This is a genomic window from Streptococcus bouchesdurhonensis, from assembly GCF_948472335.1.
On sequence record NZ_CAOKTW010000002.1, the window covers coordinates 153,467 to 177,297 of the forward strand.

14 protein-coding genes and 4 pseudogenes are annotated in these 23,831 nt (G+C 40.3%); all 18 read left to right on the forward strand.

The annotated features are described in order from the left end of the window. The first annotated feature begins 1 nt into the window (after position 1). The 18 genes and pseudogenes from QMQ21_RS03560 (at position 2) to QMQ21_RS03645 (ending at position 22,974) form a co-directional block, all read left to right on the forward strand. Positions 2-793 carry a hypothetical protein gene (locus QMQ21_RS03560; RefSeq protein WP_054388001.1) on the forward strand — a complete coding sequence of 264 codons (792 nt, stop codon included), beginning with the start codon at positions 2-4 and terminating at the stop codon, positions 791-793. Continuing rightward, a pseudogene (locus QMQ21_RS03565) lies at positions 786-1,429 on the forward strand (hypothetical protein). Before QMQ21_RS03560 ends, QMQ21_RS03565 begins: the two are co-directional and overlap by 8 nt. A gap of 3 nt (positions 1,430-1,432) precedes the next feature. Then, a complete protein-coding gene (locus QMQ21_RS03570) occupies positions 1,433-2,083 on the forward strand; it encodes an ABC transporter ATP-binding protein (RefSeq protein ID WP_054388003.1) in 651 nt (216 codons plus the stop codon). 10 nt (positions 2,084-2,093) lie between these two features. Further along, positions 2,094-2,380, forward strand: a pseudogene (locus QMQ21_RS03575) (hypothetical protein). Positions 2,381-2,525: 145 nt separating this feature from the next. Further along, a pseudogene (gene secA / locus QMQ21_RS03580) lies at positions 2,526-5,038 on the forward strand (preprotein translocase subunit SecA). 80 nt (positions 5,039-5,118) lie between these two features. Continuing rightward, complete coding sequence (locus QMQ21_RS03585; protein ID WP_000232198.1) at positions 5,119-6,150, forward strand: 3-deoxy-7-phosphoheptulonate synthase; 1,032 nt, start codon at positions 5,119-5,121, stop codon at positions 6,148-6,150. 1 nt (position 6,151) lies between these two features. Then, the gene (locus tag QMQ21_RS03590; protein WP_000864063.1) at positions 6,152-7,183 is read left to right on the forward strand and encodes a 3-deoxy-7-phosphoheptulonate synthase; all 1,032 of its coding nucleotides are present in this window, start codon (positions 6,152-6,154) and stop codon (positions 7,181-7,183) included. A 44-nt stretch (positions 7,184-7,227) separates the two neighbouring features. Further along, complete coding sequence (gene acpS / locus QMQ21_RS03595; protein WP_031233486.1) at positions 7,228-7,590, forward strand: holo-ACP synthase; 363 nt, start codon at positions 7,228-7,230, stop codon at positions 7,588-7,590. Further along, a complete protein-coding gene (gene alr, locus QMQ21_RS03600) occupies positions 7,580-8,683 on the forward strand; it encodes an alanine racemase (RefSeq protein ID WP_023935689.1) in 1,104 nt (367 codons plus the stop codon). The genes acpS and alr overlap by 11 nt, the downstream gene beginning before the upstream one ends. Before the next feature lie 18 nt (positions 8,684-8,701). Then, positions 8,702-10,717 (forward strand): ATP-dependent DNA helicase RecG, encoded by a 2,016-nt coding sequence (recG, locus tag QMQ21_RS03605; protein WP_054388005.1) that lies wholly within the window; start codon positions 8,702-8,704, stop codon positions 10,715-10,717. A 319-nt stretch (positions 10,718-11,036) separates the two neighbouring features. Continuing rightward, positions 11,037-12,017 carry an acetylxylan esterase gene (locus tag QMQ21_RS03610; protein ID WP_138701048.1) on the forward strand — a complete coding sequence of 327 codons (981 nt, stop codon included), beginning with the start codon at positions 11,037-11,039 and terminating at the stop codon, positions 12,015-12,017. A gap of 792 nt (positions 12,018-12,809) precedes the next feature. Beyond that, positions 12,810-13,037, forward strand: coding sequence for a hypothetical protein (locus tag QMQ21_RS03615; RefSeq protein ID WP_054388273.1), 228 nt, complete (start codon positions 12,810-12,812; stop codon positions 13,035-13,037). Between the two features lie 286 nt (positions 13,038-13,323). Then, positions 13,324-13,503 (forward strand): YSIRK-type signal peptide-containing protein, encoded by a 180-nt coding sequence (locus QMQ21_RS03620; RefSeq protein WP_138701370.1) that lies wholly within the window; start codon positions 13,324-13,326, stop codon positions 13,501-13,503. 182 nt (positions 13,504-13,685) lie between these two features. After that, on the forward strand, positions 13,686-13,865 hold the full coding sequence (locus tag QMQ21_RS03625) for a sialidase domain-containing protein (protein ID WP_284524083.1): 180 nt from the start codon (positions 13,686-13,688) through the stop codon (positions 13,863-13,865). Continuing rightward, on the forward strand, positions 13,802-14,701 hold the full coding sequence (locus QMQ21_RS03630; RefSeq protein WP_284522438.1) for a sialidase domain-containing protein: 900 nt from the start codon (positions 13,802-13,804) through the stop codon (positions 14,699-14,701). The genes QMQ21_RS03625 and QMQ21_RS03630 overlap by 64 nt, the downstream gene beginning before the upstream one ends. Continuing rightward, the gene (locus QMQ21_RS03635) at positions 14,658-16,754 is read left to right on the forward strand and encodes an exo-alpha-sialidase (protein WP_284522439.1); all 2,097 of its coding nucleotides are present in this window, start codon (positions 14,658-14,660) and stop codon (positions 16,752-16,754) included. Before QMQ21_RS03630 ends, QMQ21_RS03635 begins: the two co-directional genes overlap by 44 nt. A 1,347-nt stretch (positions 16,755-18,101) precedes the next feature. Next, a complete protein-coding gene (locus QMQ21_RS03640) occupies positions 18,102-21,713 on the forward strand; it encodes a trypsin-like peptidase domain-containing protein (protein ID WP_054392705.1) in 3,612 nt (1,203 codons plus the stop codon). A 288-nt stretch (positions 21,714-22,001) separates the two neighbouring features. After that, positions 22,002-22,974 (forward strand): annotated as a pseudogene (locus QMQ21_RS03645) (Rpn family recombination-promoting nuclease/putative transposase). The last annotated feature ends 857 nt before the right edge of the window (positions 22,975-23,831 follow it).

Consider the following 23,831-nt stretch of genomic DNA (forward strand, 5'->3'; position numbering starts at 1 on the left):
TATGAAGATTCCTCTCTTAACTTTGGCAAGGCATAAATTTGTTTATGTCTTGCTTACTTTGCTTTTTCTTGCTTTGGTTTATCGTGATGTTTTGATGACTTATTTCTTTTTTGATATTCATGCGCCCGATCTAGCTAAATTCGATGGACAAGCAATTAAAAATGACTTATTAAAATCAGCATTAGATTTTCGTATTCTCCAGTTCAATCTAGGTTTTTATCAATCATTTATTATTCCAATCATCATTGTTTTGCTAGGTTTTCAATATATTGAGCTGAAAAATAAAGTTTTACGATTGAGTATTGGAAGAGAAGTGAGTTATCAAGGGGTAAAAAGAAAGTTGACTTTGCAAGTTGCAAGTATCCCTTGTGTGATATATTTAGTGACTGTGCTGATAATTGCAATTTTAACTTATTTCTTTGGGACTTTTTCTCCTCTTGAATGGAATTCTCTATTTTCTAATGGGAGTAGTTTACAAAGGTTCTTGGATGGAGAGATAACAAGCTATTTGTTCTTTACTTGTGTCCTTCTAATCGGTATCTTCATCAATACGGTCTATTTTTTAAAAATAGTTGATTATTTAAGGAATGTGACTCGTTCGGCAATCGCCTATTTGATGTTTCTTTGGCTTGGTTCTATGTTACTCTATAGTGCCTTGCCTTACTATATGGTTCCTATGACGAGTTTGATGCAAGCTAGCTATGGGGATGTAAGTTTGATGAGACTCTTTACTCCTTATATCCTTTATATTGTCCCCTATATGGTACTTAAAAAATATGAAGATAATGTTTAAGAACTTTAACAATATTTGGCTAAAGAGAAAGATCGTTTTACTACTTCGTATAGTTCTGATGATGATTTTGATTAACTATCTATTGTCAATAGCGGTTCAAAAGCAGGATGTTTTTCTCTTTTTCAAGAGGGAATTGATTTCAATCTTTTCCTATAATGACTATTCTGAAGCGAATTTAGAAATCCCCAAATTCTTGTTAAACCTTTCGATTTTCATGGTTGGATGGCTCTCTGTCATTTTGCTTGAAAGTGATTTGGCAGACCATTACCATCACTTGATTCGCTATCAATCAAGCTCCTTTTTCGATTATACAAGGAAACGATTGGTTGTCATCTCTCTAAATTTTTTATTCAAGATTTATTTGTCTGGTTTCTTGGTTTACTTCCTCTAGGAATTCATTTCAAAACAGTCGCACCTTTCTTTTTACTTGCTCAGTTAATGATGTTGTACTTGCTACTGTCTTATCTGATAGCACTGATTAGTGCGGGCGCTGGTTTTTCCTTTTTTCTCTATTTTTTAGCATTTGTGGGACAAGAATGGATGATGGATCATATTGTAATAGTATATTTAGGACTCCTAAGTTTATTGGTTATCTTGATTGTTAGTCGTTTGGAAGAGAAATTTAAGAAAGGATAAACGATGAGACTTGAAATTATAAATGGACAGAAAATTTATGGGAAAAGACCTATTTTAAATCAGTTGAATTTGGTGTTTCAATCAGGAAAAATTTATGGACTTAAAGGTGATAATGGATCTGGTAAGACAGTTCTTTTAAAGATACTTGCTGGTTATATTAAGCTTGATAAAGGAAAAGTTCTTCAAGATGGCAAAGTTTACGGGGTAAAAAATCATTATATTCAGGATGCAGGGGTTTTAATTGAAAAAGTTGAGTTTCTATCTCATTTATCCCTGAGAGAAAATTTGGAACTGTTAAGGTATTTTTCATCTAAAGTTACGGAAAAAAGAATTGCCTATTGGATTCAATACTATGATTTACAGGAATTTGAAGACGTTGAGTACCGTCATTTATCCTTAGGAACGAAACAAAAAATGGCTTTGATCCAAGCCTTTATTGCCGAACCATCTATACTCTTTCTCGATGAACCTATGAATGCTTTGGATGAGAAGAGTGTGAGGTTAACCAAACAGGTCATTTTATCTTACCTGAAAAAAGAAAATGGTCTGGTTATCCTGACATCACACATATCGGAAGATATTTCAGACCTTTGTACAGATGTATTAGTTGTCGAAAATGGGCATATACAGTATTCAAAAGATATACAAGCTTAGGAGGTAGCTTATGGTACATCTAAAATCATTTATTACACGCTATTCCAAGGTCTATATTGGTTTAGTTCTGTTAATATGGATTGCTTTCTTCTTTCTTCCTTGGGGCAGTCCGATTCTGGGGGGAAGATTGACCTCTTCAGCATACAGAAAGTCTTGCTAGTTTTTGGCATTCTGTCCATTTTGATGGCCTTGCTGTCCAAGAAAGTCAGTCTTTTTGTTTTTGGATTGATCTGCTGTCTTTCTCTTTGGATTAACCTATTTATCCTATTTGCTATTTTGCCGATTTTTGGTAATTAAAGTATCATAAAAGTCAGAGAGGTTAGCTTGAAAACTAGCCTCTTTTTCCTTTTCAAAATGGGGATTCTTCCTTGAAAATAATCAGTAATTGTGCTAAAATTAAAAGAACATTCTAAAATATTCGGAATTTAAAGTAAGGAAAAACATGGCTAATATTTTAAAAACAATTATCGAAAATGATAAAGGAGAAATCCGTCGTCTGGAAAAGATGGCTGACAAGGTTTTCAAATACGAAGACCAAATGGCTGCTTTGACTGATGACCAACTAAAAGCAAAAACAGTTGAATTTAAAGAACGTTATCAAAATGGAGAATCGCTGGATTCATTGCTTTATGAAGCATTTGCGGTTGTCCGTGAGGGTGCCAAACGTGTCCTAGGTCTCTTCCCATATAAGGTTCAGGTCATGGGGGAATCGTTCTTCACCATGGTGACGTGCCAGAGATGCGTACAGGGGAAGGGAAAACCTTGACTGCGACTATGCTTAGGATACCTCAATGCCCTTTCAGGCAAAGGGGTTCACGTAGTTACGGTTAACGAATACCTATCAGAACGTGACGCGACTGAGATGGGTGAATTGTACTCATGGCTTGGTTTGTCAGTAGGGATTAACTTGGCTGCCAAATCTCCAATGGAGAAAAAGAAGCCTATGAGTGTGACATTACCTACTCAACCAACTCAGAAATCGGATTTGACTACCTACGTGATAACATGGTCGTTCGTGCTGAAAACATGGTACAACGTCCGCTTAACTATGCCTTGGTCGATGAGGTTGACTCTATCTTGATTGACGAGGCCCGTACACCTTTGATCGTATCAGGTGCTAATGCAGTTGAAACCAGTCAGCTCTACCATATGGCAGACCACTATGTAAAATCTTTGGACAAAGACGACTACATCATCGATGTGCAGTCTAAGACTATTGGTTTGTCTGATTCAGGGATTGACAAGGCTGAAAGCTACTTCAAGCTTGAAAATCTCTATGACATCGAAAACGTAGCTCTTACTCACTTTATCGATAATGCCCTTCGTGCCAACTACATCATGCTTCTCGATATTGACTATGTGGTGAGCGAAGAGCAAGAAATCTTGATTGTCGACCAATTTACAGGTCGTACCATGGAAGGTCGTCGTTATTCTGATGGCTTGCACCAAGCTATTGAAGCCAAAGAAGGTGTGCCAATCCAGGATGAAACCAAGACATCTGCCTCAATCACGTATCAAAACCTTTTCCGTATGTACAAGAAATTGTCTGGTATGACGGGGACAGGTAAGACTGAGGAAGAAGAATTCCGTGAAATCTACAACATTCGTGTTATTCCAATCCCAACAAACCGTCCTGTTCAACGGATTGACCACTCAGACCTTCTTTATGCAAGTATCGAATCTAAGTTTAAAGCGGTTGTCGAAGACGTTAAGGCTCGTTACCAAAAGGGTCAGCCTGTCTTGGTTGGTACAGTAGCGGTTGAAACTAGTGACTACATTTCTAAGAAATTGGTCGCAGCTGGTGTTCCTCACGAAGTCTTGAATGCCAAAAATCACTATAGAGAAGCCCAAATCATCATGAATGCTGGTCAACGTGGTGCCGTTACCATCGCAACCAACATGGCGGGTCGTGGTACCGACATCAAGCTTGGTGAAGGTGTTCGTGAACTTGGAGGACTTTGTGTGATTGGTACAGAACGTCATGAAAGTCGTCGTATCGATAACCAGCTTCGTGGACGTTCAGGTCGTCAAGGAGATCCAGGTGAGTCACAATTCTACCTCTCTCTTGAAGATGATTTGATGAAACGTTTTGGTTCTGAACGCTTGAAAGGCATATTTGAACGCTTGAATATGTCTGAAGAGGCCATTGAGTCTCGTATGTTGACGCGTCAGGTTGAGGCAGCTCAGAAACGTGTCGAAGGAAATAACTACGATACCCGTAAACAAGTCCTTCAATACGACGATGTCATGCGTGAACAACGTGAGATTATCTATGCTCAACGTTACGATGTCATCACTGCAGACCGTGACTTGGCACCTGAAATTCAGGCTATGCACAAACGCACGATTGAACGTGTCGTCGATGGTCATGCGCGTGCCAAACAAGATGAAAAACTTGAAGCAATTTTGAACTTTGCTAAGTACAACTTGCTTCCAGAAGATTCTATTACGATGGAAGATTTGTCAGGCTTGTCTGATAAGGCCATCAAGGAAGAGCTTTTCCAACGTGCCTTGAAGGTTTATGATAGTCAGGTTTCAAAACTACGCGATGAAGAAGCAGTTAAAGAATTCCAAAAAGTTTTGATTCTACGAGTGGTGGATAACAAGTGGACAGATCATATCGATGCCCTTGATCAATTGCGTAACGCGGTTGGACTTCGTGGTTATGCTCAGAACAACCCTGTTGTTGAGTATCAGGCAGAAGGTTTCCGTATGTTTAATGATATGATTGGTTCGATTGAGTTTGATGTGACACGCTTGATGATGAAAGCACAAATTCATGAACAAGAAAGACCACAGGCAGAACGCCATATCAGTACAACAGCGACTCGCAATATCGCTGCTCACCAAGCAAGTATGCCAGAAGATTTGGATTTGAGCCAGATTGGACGCAATCAACTTTGCCCATGTGGTTCTGGTAAGAAGTTTAAAAATTGTCACGGTAAAAGACAATAAAATGAGATAGTTTAGAGGCGGATATCTTGTGAAAAGTAAATTTTTACTTGGTATCCGTTTGCTTTATAAGGAGATGACTTATGGTATTTACAGCAAAAAGTCCTAAAATAAATATCGAAGAAGTTCGTGCCTTATCAAAATTAGAAGGCCAAGCTTTGGAGAGAAAATCACAGCGCGATCAAGAGCTAGAAGCCATCATGCGTGGAGAAGACCAGCGGATTCTCTTGGTAATCGGTCCGTGCTCATCTGACAACGAAGAAGCTGTCCTTGAATACGCTAAGCGTTTGGCAGTCCTACAAGAAGAAGTGGCAGATCGTATCTTTATGGTTATGCGTGTTTATACTGCCAAACCCCGTACCAACGGAGATGGCTATAAGGGCTTGATTCACCAGCCTAACGCGACAGAAGCGCCTAGTCTTATCAATGGAATCAAAGCCGTTCGCCATCTTCACTATCGTGTCATCACAGAAACAGGGATGACAACTGCTGATGAAATGCTTTATCCTGAAAACCTTCCGCTTGTAGATGATTTGATTTCTTACATGGCAGTTGGTGCCCGTTCAGTTGAAGACCAGCAACACCGCTTTGTGGCAAGTGGGGCAGGATTTTCTACTGGTTTTAAAAATCCAACCTCTGGAAATCTCAATGTCATGTTTAATGGGATTTATGCTGCTCAAAACAAACAAAGTTTCCTTTTCTTAGGAAAAGAAGTAGAAACAACTGGGAACCCGCTTTCACACGCTATTCTTCGTGGTGCTCTTAATGAGTATGGTAACAATATTCCCAACTACTATTATGACAATTTAATTGAGACCATTGCCCAGTATGAGAAAATGGGCTTGGAAAATCCTTTTATCATCATTGATACCAATCATGACAATTCTGGTAAGCAGTATATGGAACAGATCCGAATTGTCCGCCAGACCTTGATTAACCGTGCTTGGAATGAAAAAATTAAGCAGTTCGTTCGTGGTTTTATGATTGAGTCTTATCTGGAAGATGGTCGACAAAATGAGCCAGAAGTATTTGGTAAGTCTATCACAGACCCTTGCTTGGGTTGGGATAACACAGAAGCTCTTGTCAGAGAAATTTACAAAACGTTAGGAGAATAAGATGGCATTTATTGAAAAAGGTCAAGAAATCGATATGGAAGTCATTAAGGCTGAAACCCAATTGTCTGCGGAAGCCTTGAGACTCAAGGAAAGCCGTGACAGGGAATTGGCAGACATTATTTCAGGGGAAGATGACCGTCTCCTTTTGGTAATTGGTCCTTGCTCTTCTGATAATGAAGAAGCTGTCTTGGAATATGCCCGCCGCTTGTCAGCCTTGCAAAAGAAGGTAGCGGACAAGATTTTCATGGTTATGCGCGTTTATACTGCTAAGCCTCGTACCAACGGAGACGGCTATAAAGGGTTGGTTCACCAGCCAGACACTTCTAAGGCTCCAAGCCTGATTAACGGTTTGCAGGCTGTGCGCCAGTTGCACTACCGAGTGATTACAGAGACTGGTTTGACGACGGCAGATGAGATGCTTTATCCGTCAAATCTAATCTTGGTGGATGACTTGGTCAGCTACCATGCTGTTGGCGCTCGTTCTGTGGAAGACCAAGAGCACCGCTTTGTGGCTTCTGGGATTGATGCACCAGTAGGGATGAAAAATCCAACCTCAGGAAATTTGGGTGTTATGTTTAACGCCATCTATGCTGCTCAAAATAAGCAAACCTTCCTTTATCATGGGCAGGAAGTTGAGACTTCAGGTAATCCTTTGTCCCATGTCATCCTCCGTGGAGCAGTTAATGAGTATGGCAATTATATGCCGAATTACTACTATGAAAACCTACTCCAAGCCATTGAACGCTATGAAACCATGGGACTTGAAAATCCCTTTATCCTCATTGATACCAACCATGATAACTCAGGCAAGCAGTATATGGAGCAGATTCGAATTGTTCGCCAGACCTTGCAAAATCGTGATTGGAATGAGAAAATTAAAAAGACAGTTCGAGGATTTATGATTGAATCTTACCTAGCAGATGGTCGTCAAAACCAACCAGAGGTCTTTGGCTGCTCTATTACAGATCCTTGCCTAGGTTGGGAAAATACAGAGGCTTTGGTAGAAGAAATCTATGCTACCTTGGCAGAATAAGTGAAAAGGATGGAGTTGGGGAATCTCAACTCCTTTTGATGAGAATGATAGTTGGACACGGAATTGACATCGAAGAATTGGCTTCGATAGAAAGAGCGGCTGCACGACATGAAGGCTTTGCCAAGCGCGTGCTGACAGCCAAGGAAATGGAACGGTTTAACAGTCTTAAAGGGCGCAGGCAAATCGAATATTTGGCTGGTCGCTGGTCGGCTAAAGAAGCCTTTTCCAAGGCCATGGGAACGGGAATTGGCAAGCTCGGTTTTCAGGATTTAGAAGTCTTAAACAATGAACGCGGGGCGCCTTATTTTAGTCAGTCACCATTTTCAGGAAAAATTTGGCTATCTATCAGCCATACCGATCAGTTTGTGACAGCCAGTGTCATTTTGGAGGAAAATCATGCAAGCTAGTCCGCATAGACCAACCAAGGCTCTGATTCATCTGGGAGCTATTCGACACAATATTCAGCAAATGGGGGCTCATATCCCTGAGGGGACACTCAAGTGGGCAGTGGTCAAAGCCAATGCCTATGGGCATGGGGCAGTAGCTGTTGCCAATGCGATTCAAGATGATGTCGATGGCTTCTGCGTTTCCAATATTGATGAAGCTATTGAACTCAGACAAGCTGGACTCAGCAAGCCAATCCTCATTTTAGGAGTTTCTGAGCTAGAAGTTGTTGCTCTAGCTAAAGAATATGACATCACCTTGACAGTGGCTGGACTGGAGTGGATTCAAGCACTCTTAGATAAGGAAGCGGACCTAACTGGATTGACAGTTCACCTCAAGATTGACTCAGGGATGGGACGGATTGGTTTTAGAGAGGCTAGTGAGGCTGATCAGGCTCAAGACTTGCTCCAACAACACGGTGTTCGTGTTGAAGGAATCTTTACCCACTTTGCGACTGCTGATGAGGAATCAGATGACTATTTTAATGCCCAGTTAGAACGGTTTAAAACCATTCTATCAAGTATGAAAGGTCTTCCAGAGCTGGTTCATGCCAGTAATTCGGCAACGACCCTTTGGCATGCAGAGACTATTTTTAATGCGATCCGTATGGGAGATGCCATGTATGGTCTTAATCCTAGCGGAGAGGTCTTGGATTTACCCTATGACTTGATTCCAGCCTTGACCTTGGAGTCTGCTCTGGTTCATGTCAAGACAGTTTCAGCTGGAGCTTGCATGGGCTACGGGGCGACCTATCAGGCAGATAGCGAGCAGGTCATCGCGACCGTGCCAATCGGCTATGCAGATGGATGGACAAGAGACATGGAAAATTTCTCTGTCTTGGTAGATGGCCAAGCTTGCCCAATTGTCGGCAGGGTTTCGATGGACCAAATCACTATTCGATTGCCTAAGCCTTACCCACTCGGAACCAAGGTAACCTTGATTGGCTCCAATGGGGATAAGGAAATCACTGCAACTCAGGTAGCGTCCTACCGTGGGACTATTAACTATGAGGTGGTTTGTCTTCTCAGCGACCGCATTCCGAGAGAATATGATTAGAAAAGAAAGGAGTGGAGCATGAATCTACATCAACCCTTGCATGTCTTACCTGGTGTGGGACCAAAGTCAGCAGAAAAATACGCCAAACTAGGAATTGAAAACTTGCAAGACCTCTTGCTTTACTTTCCTTTCAGATATGAAGATTTCAAAACCAAGCAAGTGCTGGAGCTGGAAGACGGAGAAAAGGCAGTTCTGTCTGGACAAGTAGTGACTCCTGCCAGTGTCCAGTATTATGGTTTCAAGCGCAATCGTCTGCGCTTTAGCCTCAAGCAGGGAGAAGTCGTTTTTGCGGTGAACTTCTTTAACCAGCCCTATCTGGCTGATAAGATAGAGTTGGGAGCAACTCTTGCTGTCTTTGGAAAATGGGACCGTGCCAAGGCTAGTCTGACTGGGATGAAGGTCCTGGCTCAGGTGGAAGATGATCTCCAACCTGTCTATCGCTTGGCTCAGGGAATCAGTCAGGCCAGTCTGGTCAAAGTTATCAAGACAGCCTTTGATCAGGGACTGGACCTCTTGATAGAAGAAAATCTGCCCCAGTCTTTACTAGACAAATACAAACTCATGTCCCGTTGTCAGGCTGTTCGTGCCATGCATTTCCCCAAGGATTTGGCAGAATACAAGCAGGCTCTTCGCCGTATCAAATTTGAGGAACTCTTTTATTTTCAAATGCAATTGCAGACGCTCAAGTCTGAAAATAGAGTTCAGGGAAGTGGTCTGGTTCTGAATTGGTCTCAGGAAAAAGTGACAGTAGTTAAAGAAAATCTACCTTTTTCCTTGACCCCAGCTCAAGAAAAAAGTTTGCTGGAAATTTTAACCGATATGAAGTCCGACCACCACATGAATCGTCTCCTACAAGGGGATGTGGGGAGCGGAAAAACGGTGGTCGCTGGCTTGGCCATGTTTGCGGCGGTGACAGCTGGCTATCAAGCAGCCCTCATGGTGCCAACAGAAATCCTTGCAGAGCAACATTTTGAGAGTCTACAGAGTCTCTTTCCAGACCTAAAACTGGCTCTCTTGACAGGTTCCTTAAAAGCTGCAGAAAAGAGAGAAGTCTCGGAGACTATTGCTAAGGGTGAGGCTGATTTGATTATCGGAACCCACGCTCTGATTCAGGATGGGGTGGAGTATGCTCGTCTTGGTTTGATTATCATCGATGAGCAACACCGTTTTGGTGTGGGGCAAAGGCGTATTTTACGGGAAAAAGGCGACAATCCAGATGTCCTCATGATGACGGCGACTCCCATTCCACGGACGCTTGCCATCACAGCCTTTGGAGATATGGATGTTTCCATTATCGACCAGATGCCAGCAGGTCGGAAGCCTATTGTGACGCGCTGGATCAAACATGAGCAACTAGCTCAGGTTTTGACTTGGTTAGAGGGGGAAATCCAAAAAGGTTCTCAAGCCTATGTCATCTCTCCTTTGATTGAAGAATCAGAAGCTCTAGATTTGAAAAATGCCATTGCCTTATCAGAAGAGCTGACGGCTCATTTTGCAGGTAAGGCAGAAGTGGCTCTTCTACATGGTAAGATGAAGAGTGACGAAAAAGACCAGATCATGCAGGATTTCAAAGAGAGAAAGACGGATATTCTGGTTTCGACGACGGTTATCGAGGTTGGGGTCAACGTTCCTAATGCTACGGTCATGATTATCATGGATGCCGACCGTTTCGGTCTCAGTCAGCTTCACCAGCTTAGAGGTCGTGTCGGTCGGGGGGACAAGCAGTCCTATGCTGTTCTCGTTGCCAATCCCAAGACTGATTCTGGGAACGACCGCATGCGCATCATGACAGAAACGACCAATGGATTTGTCCTGGCCGAAGAAGATTTGAAAATGCGTGGTTCAGGTGAAATTTTTGGAACCAGACAGTCAGGACTCCCAGAGTTTCAAGTAGCTGATATTATCGAAGATTTTCCGATTTTAGAAGAAGCCAGAAAGGTTGCTAGCTACATTAGTTCTATTGAAGGCTGGCAAGAGGATCCAGAGTGGCGCATGATTGCCCTTCATTTGGAAAAGAAAGAACATCTGGATTAAGCTTTCTCTAAGGAAAACTTAAGCTAGCTTTCAGGTTTGACCCTTATACTAGAGTCATCAAAAAGAAACGAGGACTCTCATATGACAGTAACGATTAAAGTAAATTACCAAACTACTTTCCAAAAGAAAGAAGCAAAAAACTAAGATTGAATAAAGGAAGAAGAGCGAAATGCTCTTTTTTCGTTTCTAAAACTACTTTCAGTCAATAGGCTTGAAGGAGGAAAAGCTAAATTCACTTTCTATTTATCCTTCTTTCTTGCATTGCTTTCTTAGATGTGCTACAGTTGTGGTAGCGATTACAAAATAAAAGGAGCATGCTATGAAAAATCCAGCTTTGTTAGAAGAAATGAAGACTTATAAAGGCAGGGACGAGGTTCCGGAAGATTTTGATGCTTTCTGGGATGAGGAAGTGAAAAAAGTTTCCACGCTTCCAGCCTACCACTTGGAGGAAAGAGATTTCCACATTCCTCAAGTCAAGTGCTATGAACTAACCTTTGAAGGAAGCAATGAAGGCAAGGTCTATGCACGCGTCGTTCTTCCAAAGAGTGAGGAGAAGGTTCCGCTAATCTTCCATTTTCATGGTTATATGGGACGTGGCTGGGATTGGGCCGACATGCTGGGCTTCACCGTAGCTGGTTACGGTGTTGTTTCCATGGATGTTCGAGGCCAGTCGGGCTATTCACAAGACGGTTTGCGTTCTCCTCTAGGAAATACGGTTAAGGGACATATTATCCGTGGTGCTGTGGAGGGTCGGGATCACCTCTTTTATAAGGATGTTTATCTGGATATTTACCAGTTGGTTGAAATTATTGCTAATCTGCCTGAGGTAGATGAGAAGCGTCTTTCTAGCTATGGTGCCTCTCAAGGTGGTGCTCTAGCTTTGGTTGCAGCAGCGCTCAATCCTCGAATTCAGAAAACAGTTTCCATCTATCCCTTCTTGTCAGACTTCAGACGGGTGATTGAGATTGGCAATACTAGTGAGGCTTATGATGAACTTTTCCGTTATTTCAAGTTCCACGATCCTTTTCATGAAACAGAGGAGGAAATCATGGCGACCCTTGCCTATATCGATGTCAAAAATCTTGCCCATCGTATCCAAGGTGAGGTTAAGATGATTACGGGCTTGGACGACGATGTTTGCTATCCCATTACCCAGTTTGCGATTTACAATCGTTTGATCTGCGATAAGGCTTATCGCATCATGCCTGAGTATGCCCACGAAGCCATGAATGTTTTTGTCAATGACCATGTTTATAACTGGCTCTGTGGGAGTGAGATTCCTTTCAAATATCTAAAATAAGGAGTCGACTCTAGGCACAAAATCTTAAAAATCACAAACACGCATAGTATCAGGGGATTAAGAAGACTTGATACTATGCGTTTTATCATGGAAATATTTATAGAATTTTTTGTTGCTAGCTTTGTCAAATTGCTTAAAATAATTTTTTTCAGAAAGCAAAAGCCGATACCTATCGAGTAGGGTAGTTCTTGCTATCGTCAGGCTTGTCTGTAGGTGTTAATACTTTCCAAAAATCTCTTCAAACCACGTCAGCTTCGCCTTGCCGTAGGTATGGTTACTGACTTCGTCAGTTTCATCTACAACCTCAAAACGGTGTTTTGAGCTGACTTCGTCAGTTTCATCTACAACCTCAAAACGGTGTTTTGAGCTGACTTCGTCAGTTTCATCTACAACCTCAAAACGGTGTTTTGAGCTGACTTCGTCAGTTTCATCTACAACCTCAAAACGGTGTTTTGAGCATCATGCGGCTAGCTTCTTAGTTTGCTCTTTGATTTTCATTGAGTGTAAAAAACAGATGAGTCTCTGTTTTCTTTTTATGGACTATAAATGTTCATCTGAAACTACTTTCAAGGATATTATTATACAAAAGAGTTTCTTGAAACTAAAATCTATTATACTACACTGTATTGAAAGCGTTTTAGAAATGAGGTATAATAAATTTGCTAACACTTATAAAAAGTGATAGAATCTTATCTTTATGTATATTTAAAGATAGATTGCTGTAAAAATAGTAGCAGCTATGCGAAATGACAGATAGAGAGAAGGGATTGAAGCTTAGAAAAGGGGAATAATATGATATTTAAGGTATTCAAGACAAAAAAGCAGAGAAAAAGACAAATTGAACTACTTTTGACAGTTTTTTTCGACAGTTTTCTGATTGATTTATTTCTTCACTTATTTGGGATTGTCCCCTTTAAGCTGGATAAGATTCTGATTGTGAGCTTGATTATATTTCCCATTATTTCTACAAGTATTTATGCTTATGAAAAGCTATTTGAAAAAGTGTTCGATAAGGATTGAGCAGGAAGTATGGTGTAAATAGCATAAGCTGATGTCCAATAATTTGCTTATAAAGAGATATTTTAGTTTAATTGCAGCGGTGTCGGTAGATAAACTAGATTGGTAGGAGTCTGATCGGAGAAAGGAGAGGGGAAATTTGGCACCAATTTGAGATAGTTTGTTTAGTTCATTTTTGTCATTTAAATGAACTGTAGTAAAAGAAAGTTAAGAAAAGACAAACTAAGTGCATTTTCTGGAGTAAATGTCTTATTTCAGAAATCGGGATATAGATATAGAGAGGAACAGTATGAATCGGAATGTTCAAGAACGTAAGTGTCGTTATAGCATTAGGAAACTATCGGTAGGAGCGGTTTCTATGATTGTGGGAGCAGTGGTGTTTGGAACGTCTCCTGTTTTAGCTCAAGAAGGGGCGAGTGAGCAACCTCTGGCAAATGAAACTCAACTTTCGGGGGGAGCTCAACCCTAACTGATACAGAAAAGAGCCAGCCTTCTGAGGAAGGAGAAAATATAACTCTTCCTGCAGAGCATGTAGAGTCTGTTTCAGAGACTGAACTTTCTGGCAATGAGCAAGAACAAGAAAGGGAAGATAAGCAAGAAGAAAAAATTCCAAGAGATTACTATGCACGAGATTTGGAAAATGTCGAAACAGTGATAGAAAAAGATGACTTAGAGACGAATGATTCAAATGGAAAAAGAGTAGACTTGTCTGATGAATTAGAGAAAGTAAAGGGACTCCAAAATGCAACTGTTCATGTGGAGTTCAAATGCCAACTGCTGATGGTCCTAGTTTTTACAATCTCTTTTCTGCTTCCAGTACAACTAAAGTAAATGAGTACTTTACAATGGCAATCAATAATGGGACAGCTTTGATAGAGGGACGTGGAGCTGATGGTAGCCAATTTTATGGAAGTTATACAGATGCGCCTTTGAAGATTAGACCAGGCAAGTATAATTCGGTTACTTTTACTGTTGAAAGACCAAGAAAGGATAGTCCAAATGGTCAGGTTCGTCTTTATGTGAATGGTGTATTATCTCGTACGAATAAAAAGTCAGGGAAATTCCTGGCAGACATGCCAGATGTGGATAAACTTCAGTTAGGTGCAACTAATAGAGCAGGAGAACTGAAGTGGGGCTCAAATCTCTCTATTCGTAATCTGACTGTATACAATCGTGCTCTAACTCCAGAGGAAGTCAAAAAACGTAGCCAGTTATTTGATGTGACAGATATTGAGCCGTCACTTCCTGAAGGGGCAGTCTTGACAGAGAAGCAAGAGTTGTTTATGAGCGGTGTCAATGGTAAGCCAAATAGTGAAGGAATTAAGAGTTATCGGATTCCAGCTTTGCTACGTACGGATAAAGGAACATTACTGGCAGGGGCAGATCAGCGTCGTCTCCACCATTCTGATTGGGGAGATATTGCTATGGTCGTTAGGAGAAGTGAGGATGGGGGAACTACTTGGCAGCCAACCTTAACCTTGACCAACTTGCGAGACAATCCAGAAGCAAAAGATCCGCAGGCACCATCTCCACTTAATATCGATATGGTCTTGGTTCAAGATCCTACCACAAAGAGAATTTTTTCAATCTACGATATGTTTCCAGAAGGTCGAGCTCTTTGGAATGCCAAACAAACCTCAAAAAGCTTATCAACAAGTTGGAGATAAGCACTATCAATTACTATATAAACAAGGGGAAAATCAAGCATATACTGTCCGAGAAAACGGAGAAGTATATGATGCAAATAATCAAAAAACAGATTATCGCGTTGTAGTGGATCCAAAAGAAGAAGCCTACAGAGATAAGGGTGACCTCTATAAAGGAGAAGAGCTTCTTGGGAATATCTACTTTGCTCCATCTGCTAAAAATCCATTTCGTGTAGCCTATACGAGCTATTTGTGGCTTTCTTATAGTGATGATGATGGGAAAACATGGTCGCAACCAAGAGATATTACACCATCAATTCGCCAAGATTGGATGAAATTTTTAGGAACAGGTCCAGGTACAGGAATTGTGCTTAGAACAGGAGAGCACAAGGGTCGTATCTTAGTTCCTACTTATACCACCAATGCTATCTCCCATCTAAGCGGATCCCAGTCTTCTCGTTTGATTTATTCAGATGATCATGGAGAAACATGGCAGGCTGGAGCTGCTGTCAATGATGATAGGACAGTAGGCGGAAGGAAAATTCATTCCTCAACTATGAATAATAGTCCTGCCCAAAATACAGAGTCAGTTGCTGTACAGTTAAATAATGGTGATGTGAAACTCTTTATGAGAGGATTAACGGGTGATTTACAGGTTGCCACAAGTAAAGATGGTGGGCAAACTTGGGACAAGGAAATCAAGAGATACAATCAGGTTAAAGATGTTTATGTCCAAATGGCTGCTATTCACACCATGCACGAAGGAAAAGAATACATCATTTTAACCAATTCAGGAGGACCTAAACGGACGAATGGAATGGCTCATTTGGCTCGTGTAGAGGACAACGGAGACTTGACTTGGTTACATCATAGACCAATTCAAAAAGGAGAGTTTGCCTATAATTCGCTCCAAGAATTAGGAAATGGGGAGTATGGTATCTTGTATGAACACACTGAAAAAGGACAAAATGACTATACCCTATCATTTAGAAAATTTAATTGGGACTTTTTAACAAAAGATCCGGTATATCCAACGAGTGTAACTATCAGGGACGTTCGTAAATTGGAAACAGAAGAAGAGGATGCAGAACAAGGTATCTTAGCTATGCAATTTGATTCTGAGGTACTAGTAAATTCTATTCCGACTTTGACTTTAGCGAATGGACACAAAGCTACCTTCTTGACCCAAGCAGATCAAAAAACTCTACTTTTCACCTTTAATAAAGAAGATGCAGGTCAAGAAATTACAGGTCTACTGGTAGGTAGAATTGACAGTATGCATGATTTACCAGTTACACTAGCTGGCAGTAGAATTCCTGAAGATGCGAAAGAAAATCCTGTCGAGACCATGAATACAGTAAGAGAAAATGTATCTGAGGAGATGACAGAAAGGAAGTCAGAGAAGGATAAATTATCTTTGGGGTCTTCAGATAGAATGGTAGCAAACTCTCCTCTTACTTCTTTTGCTCCTCGTTACCTCCAATCTTATGTAGGAGATGTTATTAAAACTGAGACTAAAGTTCCAATAACGACTGGTTGGAAGCAAGAAAATGGTGCGTGGTATTTTTATACATCTGCTGGTGAAGTGGTGAAAGGCTGGCATCAGGAAGCGGATAAATGGTACTACTTGAGTTCTACTGGTGCGATGGCAACTGGTTGGGTCAGAGATGGTAATCAATGGTATTATTTGAGTGAGAGTGGAGCAATGTCTACTGGCTGGGTTGAATCCAGTGGTGTGTGGTACTATCTCAATGCTAACGGCTCAATGGCAACTGGTTGGGTCAGAGATGGTAACCAATGGTATTATTTGAGTGAGAGCGGAGCAATGTCTACTGGCTGGGTTGAATCCAGTGGTGTGTGGTACTATCTCAATGCTAACGGTTCAATGGCAACTGGTTGGATAAAAGATGGAGACCATTGGTACTATCAGGAATCATCTGGTGCAATGAAGGTAAATCAATGGTTCCAAGTTGGAGACAAATGGTACTATGTCAATGAAAGCGGAAGATTAGCGGTTAATACTATAGTAGATGGTTATAAAGTTAACTCCAATGGGGAGTGGGTCAACTACTAGAACCTTGGATGTTGATGAATAACTGAGACATGTTTTGTCCGTCATAGAGATTAAAAGTTTATTTAGATAGTTTTCGTAGAAATTTCTACTTTAAGAAAAAGTCAATTTAGATGAGCTCTTATTCTTAAGGTAAATGCCTTGCTAGTCGTAAATAAACTGTATATTTCCGACTTACTTAGGACTGGATACCACTAGTCGCAACTTAACAGTTCGCTTTAAGTGTTAAAATGCATATAGCTAGTTATTGGTTATATGCGTTTTTGTTCTTGATTATTTTATTTCTGTCTTGGAATATAGGTAAAATTATAGTAAAATAAAATTCTGTAAATCATGTTGGTAGATATACAGGAAGAAGAGTGTATTGTTGACAATACAGCACATAGAATCCAACATGTCCTTATACTCAAAAAATCAAAGAGCAAATTAGGAAGCTAGCCGTAGCCTGCTCAAAACACCGTTTTGAGGTTGCAGATAGAACTGACGAAGTCAGCTCAAAACACCGCTTTGAGGTTGTAGATGAAACTGATGAAGTCAGCTCAAAACACCGTTTTGAGGTTGTAGATAGAACTGACGAAGTCAGCTCAAAACACCGCTTTGAGGTTGTAGATGAAACTGATGAAGTCAGCTCAAAACACCGCTTTGAGGTTGTAGATGAAACTGATGAAGTCAGCTCAAAACACCGTTTTGAGGTTGCAGATAGAACTGACGAAGTCAGCTCAAAACACCGTTTTGAGGTTGCAGATAGAACTGACGAAGTCAGCTCAAAACACCGTTTTGAGGTTGCAGATAGAACTGACGAAGTCAGCTCAAAACACCGCTTTGAGGTTGTAGATGAAACTGATGAAGTCAGCTCAAAACACCGCTTTGAGGTTGTAGATGAAACTGATGAAGTCAGCTCAAAACACTGCTTTGAGGTTGTAGATGAAACTGATGAAGTCAGCTCAAAACACCGTTTTGAGGTTGCAGATAGAACTGACGAAGTCAGCTCAAAACACCGTTTTGAGGTTGCAGATAGAACTGACGAAGTCAGCTCAAAACACCGCTTTGAGGTTGTAGATAGAACTGATGAAGTCAGCTCAAAACACCGTTTTGAGGTTGTAGATAGAACTGATGAAGTCAGCTCAAAACACCGTTTTGAGGTTGCAGATAGAACTGATGAAGTCAGCTCAAAACACCGTTTTGAGGTTGCAGATAGAACTGACGAAGTCAGTAACATATACATACGGCAAGACGAAGATGGCCTGGTTTGAAGAGTATGGAACAATCATAACTTATTTGAAGATTTTAAAAGATTGTAAGCTATTATATCTGGATAAATAAGTATTAGAAACTAAAGTGAGGAAAAAGATGTTTTTATATTTAAAAGGTTTAGGAAAATTTCGTAAGTCAAAAGCTTATGGATTGGTGGGATGTCTGGCATTGGTGAGTATGATTGGATTGTCGATTCCTGATTTACCAGTTGTTGGAGGAAGAACAGTGTATGCTGACGTCATTCAAGGTGGCGATGATATAAAAGATGTGAGCGTTCATGAGAAGTCCGCTGAGGGTGTTGCTATGACTTATACCACTTATGATAGTGGTACGAGTGGAAAACAAACCGCGTCTGGCAGTGGTGTCTTTGTAGCGCCGAATGTCATGGTAACCGTAGCTCATAATTACTATGATAAAAACCAAGAAAACAAGTCCGCGGTCTTGCGTGGTGGGGAGTCTGCTCGTAGTTATGTTGTGATGAACTCAGAGACGGAAAAGAACAATAAAGTACCTACTTCTGGTGTATCAGAAGCTCTTGAAAAAGACTCTATTCACTTATATAACGGCAACGACTTTGGTAAAGACTATAGCAACGACTTAGCAGTAGTGGTAACTAAAAAGCCTGTAGAAGCTATGACGGGTGGTGAGGACTCTCCAAGAGAGTTGAGCCATAAAGAGGTTTCTACTGGTGATAAAATCACTATGGTAGGTTATCCCAATGATTTTTCGACTCCGAATTTAAGTGAAGAAAACAAGAAGAGGTTGAAAGATGGTAAGGCTTATTCAGTCTCAACAACTGTAAGCAGTGTCAATAAAGAGAGCGGTGCAGTCACTTATCATTCCTCAGCTTTGGGAGGTTTTTCAGGTGCTCCTTTGTTTAATGGGAAAGGAGAGGTAGTCGGTATCCACCAGCACGGAACAAATACTTCAAACGCTCCTGAGAGTGAGCGTATTGGAGGTGGTACGATTTTTACGGAAAAGCACAGAGCTTGGATTCGTTCTATGATTGATAAATATGGTATAAAGGGTTGGTATATAGATGGTGCAAACCGTTACTACTATGATGAAAATCATATAGCTTTAAAAGATGTAGAGTATGAGATTGACGGTGCTTTGTATCGTTTTGATGAAAAAGGTCGAGCGACTTTAGTAAAAGGTGAAGAAAAAGGCCGCGTTCTACTTCGAGTGGAAGATACTAAAGGAACTCCTTTGATTTCAGATAAGGTTGTTCAGGAAGGTCCTGTTGGAAGTGGTTTGAATTTTCATTTAAGACAAAATCCAGACTTCAAACAGTTAATAGCAACTTCCCCAACAGCTAAAGTGGTATCTTACAATGGAGTTTCTGTCAACAAACTAGTAAGTGATACTAGTTGGTCTGATGAGTATGTCAGTAAGTTAGCTTTAGGTAATACCATTATAAAAGCTGTTGTTGACTCAGTAAATCCTTCATCTACTTCGTCTTCTGATTTCGCAAGAACGGAAGTTGGTAAGGTTGACTTGAGTGGCAAATCCAACTTACCTATGCCTAGTAAAGAGGTGTTACAAGCTCCGAATGGCTCAGAAAATTTCTATGCTACAACGCACATTCAAACGCCAGATGGGTCGGGGTCAGGTACTTTAATTGCACCCAATTTGGTGTTAACAGTCGCTCATAATTTTTTAACAGTTAAAGGTTCTGAGGTCGTTACGAAATCTGGTCGCACCAATACAGTGTATAAAGCAACCTTACCGAATGGGTTGTCTGTGCATTTTTCAGATGATGATATTGTTTATTGGAATAAAAAAGATTCCGTATTTGGATTTAAAAATGACTTAGCCTTGGTTCGACTAAAAGAAGATTTCAAAGCGGTATCTCCTGTAGAGGTGGTTTCTGAGTCAACTTCTATCGCTAAGGGTGAAAAAGTTTCGGTTTATGGTTTCCCGGACGGTCGTTTATCTCCAGTCTTGGATAGTGAAGTTGTAGATACTACTGATTTCGGTTCAGGTATTGAGGGTATCAGCTATGAAGGCACAAAACCCGGAGCGTCTGGTGGTGGTCTTTATAATGACAAAGGTACTTTAATTGGAGTTCACCAAAATGGTGTTGTAGGAAGCCGCAGTGGTGGTTTGGTTTTATCAAAAGAGCAACTGGATTGGGTTCGTTCTTATATTGAAGGTAAACCAAAAGAGCCTGTCTATGTAAGAGATGAAGTTTTGGTGGATGAGAAGGATAAGGATAAACTTCCTTCAACTCCAAAAGACGAAAAACAAAGTACACCTAAAATAGAGTCTGATAAAGATAAAGTAGAACCTCCTCTCAAACCGCAAAAGGAGCCGGAAACAGAGGTTATTACCACTTACGAAGGTGATAGTACCCTTGAGGTTGGAAAAGAGCGTACAGAGGATACTAAGGGTGAAAAAGAAGGTGTTCCACTTATTTACCGAGTAGTGTATAAAGGTACTAAGCCGAAAGTAGAAAAAGAATCGATTGCTTTTGATACTCTTTACCAAGGAGATGAAACAAAAGAGCTTGGTTTCCGTTCAGTTGTAGAGGGTAAAGGAGGGGTGGTTACTCGAACTACTACTTATCAAGTAGATAAGTATACAGGAGCGGTATCTTCTCAAGTTTCTGAGAAGAAAATAGCTCCTCAATCCAAGGTGATTACTTTAGGTATTAAACCCAACAGTGTCATAAAAGAACTTCCGATTACAGAGCGTTTTGAGGACTCTGAAGAGTTAGAGAAAGGGAAAACGGAGGTTGTTTCGGAGGGGTATGTAGGTAAAGAAGTTACTAAGGTGACTTATAAGGTCTTAGCTGATGGAAAGATTGTTGAAAATTCTCGTACAGTCGAGGTTACACCTATGAGAGAACGTGTGGTTCTTAAGGGTGTGAAGGAAGTGGTGTCATCGACGGAAGAAAACTCAAGTAATCTCAAAGAGGAAGTGGTATCTCCAGATAAAGTAGAGTTTCTAGTTCCAAAAGATGCGCCGATCAGAGAAGAACTGCCTGCGTCTAGTGAGGAATTTTCAGAATCAGAGGTTTTAGTATCGGGAGAAAAAATACCAGGCGACCTTGGGAAGTCTATAGTATCTTCAAAAGAACTAGTCCCTGAAAGAGTGGAAGTTCCAGACTTTGTGGCTAAAGTTACAGGTGGAGAAAAATTGACAGTAGAAGGGCACCGAGATGAGAGAAAAATAAAGACTCCATCAAAACAGGAAAGATTATCTAGCCCAGAAACCACTGCTCAATTCACAACGAACGGGACAGGTTCGTCATCGTTAACAGCTGTTTTTGGCGTTGAAGCGGATAACATGTCACTTTCTACTGTTGAACATTCTGTTATTACATATAATCAACAAAGAGGATGGCATAAGATAAATAATCAGTGGTATTTTAGAAATTCCGATGGGAAAGAACGGACAGGCTGGATGAAAGAAAATGATGCATGGTATTATTTTGATGCGAATGGAATCATGCAAACCGGTTGGATACAGGATACAGACGGTAATTGGTATTATCTCAAGGATAATGGCATGATGGAGGTAGGCTGGTTCCAAGATTCAAGTGGCGCGTGGTACTACTTAGGATCATCTGGTTCCATGGAATCCAATACATGGATTTATTATAAAGGAAAGTGGTACTATATCGATGCTTTTGGGAAACTACTTTTCAATTCGCTAACACCAGACGGCTATAGAGTGAACGAGTACGGGGAATGGATCAACTGATTTTGCTTTATGACCTATTGATGAGCAAGCGAGTAGTATAAAAAACATTAGAATTAATAGTCTAGGAAGTGGTAAGAGTTCTCTAAAACGGCTGATTTTGTAATCTTTTTTGTAAAATAGAGTCTTTAATAAATAATATGAGCAAGATTTATCTCTTTACAAGTGATTAGGATTAATAATTTTTAACTTTCTCGCTCCTTTTGTCTTTCTTTTCCGAATAAATAGGTAGTAGCAGTGAATCTAGTAAACCTAGATTTAAAAATGTGCTATAATGAAAGGAGAGGAAATATGATTCTAAGACATCCGGGCATTAGCCCGACCAATGATTTGGTTGCTAAGAAAATCTTTAGCAACCCAGAAATCACTTGTCAATTTATCCGCGATATGCTGGATTTACCAGCAAAAAATGTGACCATTTTGGAGGGAAGCAATATTCATGTCTTGACTTCCATGCCCTATTCGGCGCAAGATTTCTATACCAGTATAGATGTTTTGGCGGAGTTGGATAATGGTACGCAAGTTATCATCGAAATTCAGGTTCATCATCAGAATTTTTTCATCAATCGCCTGTGGGCTTACCTATGTAGTCAGGTCAATCAAAACCTAGAAAAAATTCGCCAACGAGAAGGTGATACACACCAGAGTTACAAACATATTGCACCAGTATATGCTATCGCTATCGTGGACAGTAATTATTTTCAAGATGACTTAGCTTTTCATAGCTTTAGCATGCGCGAGGATACGACAGGTGAGGTCTTAACCATCACAAATAATGGACAGGAACATCATCTAGTCAAGATGGCGTTCTTGGAATTAAGAAAATACAGAGAAACCAGCAAAGATAGCATTCGCAAACCGTGGTTGGAGTTTTTTGGGAATAAACCCTTTACCCAACAACCCGAGCGAGCCATCAGCCAAGCAGACCAACTGCTGGACTACAAGAGCTGGTCCGAGGAGGACAGGAGAATGTTTAGTGAACAACGCAGGCGTGAAGAACAAGCCTTATTAGCACAGGACTATGCTTTGGAGCAAGCTGAGGAAAAAGGTTTAGAGAGGTCTTGAACGTGGTCGCGCAGAGGGGATTGAACAAGGCATCGAAAAAGGTTTAGAACAAGGACTTGAACGTGGGAAAGTTGAAGGAAGTTTGTCTATGCTACTAAATCTAGTCCACCAAGGACTTCTGACTTCCGAGGTTGCCAGTCAGCAGTTGGGCATGACCGTTGCTGAGTTTGAAGTATTATTGAAAGACCATCATAAATAAGAATGTTGAATCTCAAATTCAAGTTAGGCAGAGAGAAGAAATTTTCAGAGAGATTTGCGATCCAACTATTTTTTAGGACAATCATTGCTTCACCTCTCGATGAAGGCAACTTTTTTAGAAGTCGTTTTTTTAGGTAAGAGGATTGACTTTAGGAAATCATCTACGAGTCAGTTTTTTTAAGTCCTCATATAGAGACTCTAGGCATAAAATCTTAAAAATCACAAACACGCATAGTATCAGGTAATTAAAAAACTTGATATTATGCGTTTTATAGTGCATTGAATCTATATTAGGACACAACAATTCTTAAATCATTGTTAGAAATTGGTTTGAATTTTCCAATCAATTTGTTCGATTTTTACATCATTGCATTATATCATGTGACTATTAACCTTGTTTTCTCCTAAAATTGACTTTCTTGTTTTTTATCTTGTCCACTCGAAACAAGTGTTGTAAGAATTTGATTATTTTTGAAAGTACTTTTAATGTAGTTTATATACTTAAAAAGATTTGAAACTAAATTCCAAATTAGAAAAAGACTTGAAATACTAAAAAAAAGTATTCTCTAATTGAAAACGGTAACAAAACTAATTTAGAGAATGAAATATAGAGTATTTCTCTCTTAAAAGTTTTTGGTGAAACGAGATGTAGAAAGGAGATTTAGCCAAAGAGTCTACTAGTGCTAGAATAATAGATTAGAATTATTTTAGAAAAACTAATACTCAATGAAAATCAAAGAGCAAACTAAGAAACTAGCCGCAGGCTGTACTTGAGTACGACAAGGCGACGTTGACGCAGTTTGAATTTGATTTTCGAAGAGTATAAGTGAGCAGCTTATAAATTCAATTTCCCAAATA

What these genes read in the sequence shown, in the direction of transcription:
- QMQ21_RS03560 (WP_054388001.1), top strand. Translation starts at nt 2, where the DNA reads ATGAAGATTCCTCTCTTAACTTTGGCAAGGCATAAATTTGTTTATGTC.
- QMQ21_RS03570 (WP_054388003.1), top strand. Translation starts at nt 1,433, where the DNA reads ATGAGACTTGAAATTATAAATGGACAGAAAATTTATGGGAAAAGACCT.
- QMQ21_RS03585 (WP_000232198.1), top strand. Translation starts at nt 5,119, where the DNA reads ATGGTATTTACAGCAAAAAGTCCTAAAATAAATATCGAAGAAGTTCGT.
- QMQ21_RS03590 (WP_000864063.1), top strand. Translation starts at nt 6,152, where the DNA reads ATGGCATTTATTGAAAAAGGTCAAGAAATCGATATGGAAGTCATTAAG.
- acpS (WP_031233486.1), top strand. Translation starts at nt 7,228, where the DNA reads ATGATAGTTGGACACGGAATTGACATCGAAGAATTGGCTTCGATAGAA.
- alr (WP_023935689.1), top strand. Translation starts at nt 7,580, where the DNA reads ATGCAAGCTAGTCCGCATAGACCAACCAAGGCTCTGATTCATCTGGGA.
- recG (WP_054388005.1), top strand. Translation starts at nt 8,702, where the DNA reads ATGAATCTACATCAACCCTTGCATGTCTTACCTGGTGTGGGACCAAAG.
- QMQ21_RS03610 (WP_138701048.1), top strand. Translation starts at nt 11,037, where the DNA reads ATGAAAAATCCAGCTTTGTTAGAAGAAATGAAGACTTATAAAGGCAGG.
- QMQ21_RS03615 (WP_054388273.1), top strand. Translation starts at nt 12,810, where the DNA reads ATGATATTTAAGGTATTCAAGACAAAAAAGCAGAGAAAAAGACAAATT.
- QMQ21_RS03620 (WP_138701370.1), top strand. Translation starts at nt 13,324, where the DNA reads ATGAATCGGAATGTTCAAGAACGTAAGTGTCGTTATAGCATTAGGAAA.
- QMQ21_RS03630 (WP_284522438.1), top strand. Translation starts at nt 13,802, where the DNA reads ATGCCAACTGCTGATGGTCCTAGTTTTTACAATCTCTTTTCTGCTTCC.
- QMQ21_RS03635 (WP_284522439.1), top strand. Translation starts at nt 14,658, where the DNA reads ATGCCAAACAAACCTCAAAAAGCTTATCAACAAGTTGGAGATAAGCAC.
- QMQ21_RS03640 (WP_054392705.1), top strand. Translation starts at nt 18,102, where the DNA reads ATGTTTTTATATTTAAAAGGTTTAGGAAAATTTCGTAAGTCAAAAGCT.